Consider the following 907-nt stretch of genomic DNA (forward strand, 5'->3'; position numbering starts at 1 on the left):
AGCTGCGCTTGATGGCTTATTGCTTACTTTTTGCGTTTTAACAGCTTTTCCATGACACCGAATAATCGGTAAGAGGCTTTTGCAGGACGTTTTGTGATCATGCTGACAATGATGCCGGCAATCATACTGAGAATAAACCCAGGGATGATTTCGTACACACCGGTTGATTTTGCCAGGCCGGTTGTAATCCAGATCAACACGGTCGCAGCCCCGACAATCATGGCAGCAAGCGCGCCCCATTCGTTCATTCGCTTCCAATACAGACTGAGCAGAATCGCAGGCCCGAAAGCTGAACCGAAGCCGGCCCAAGCGTATCCGACCAAATCAAGAATGGTGCTGTTCGGGTTCAATGACAAGAGTACCGCGATAACGGCAATGACTAAGACGGACAATCGCCCGATCATGACCAATTCTTTATCAGAAGCTTTTCGTCTGAAAAATGACCGGTATAAATCCTCTGTTACAGCACTTGCTGTGACCAAGAGCTGTGAGGAAATCGAACTCATGATGGCAGCCAAAATAGCTGACAATAAGAATCCTGTAATTAATGGGTGGAACAAGATTTTAGAGAAGATAATGAAAATCATCTCCGGATCTTTTACAGCAACTCCGTATTTATGGGCGTATGCAACACCGATTAAACCCGTCAGCACGGAACCTAGAACTGTAATGATCATCCAGCTCATGCCGATTCGGCGTGCAGGCTTCAAATCTTTAATGTTTTTAATGGCCATAAATCGGACGATGATATGAGGCTGGCCGTAGTAGCCCAAGCCCCAGGCTAAATAGGAAATAATGCTAATGACGCTCGCGCCTTTAAAAATATCCAATAAGTGTGGGTTAACAGTGCCGATTTCATGGAGAGTCGGAGCAACGCCGCCCACATGGGTAAAAGCAACGATCGGCA

At 46.5% G+C, this 907-nt stretch carries 1 pseudogene; it reads right to left on the minus strand.

Going from position 1 to position 907, the window contains the following annotated elements:
- Nucleotides 1–23: 23 nt before the first annotated feature.
- A pseudogene (opuE, locus tag ACWHAR_RS24535) lies at nucleotides 24–907 on the minus strand (proline transporter OpuE); the annotation flags it as partial.

This window comes from Bacillus sp. LR--39, assembly GCF_053613335.1.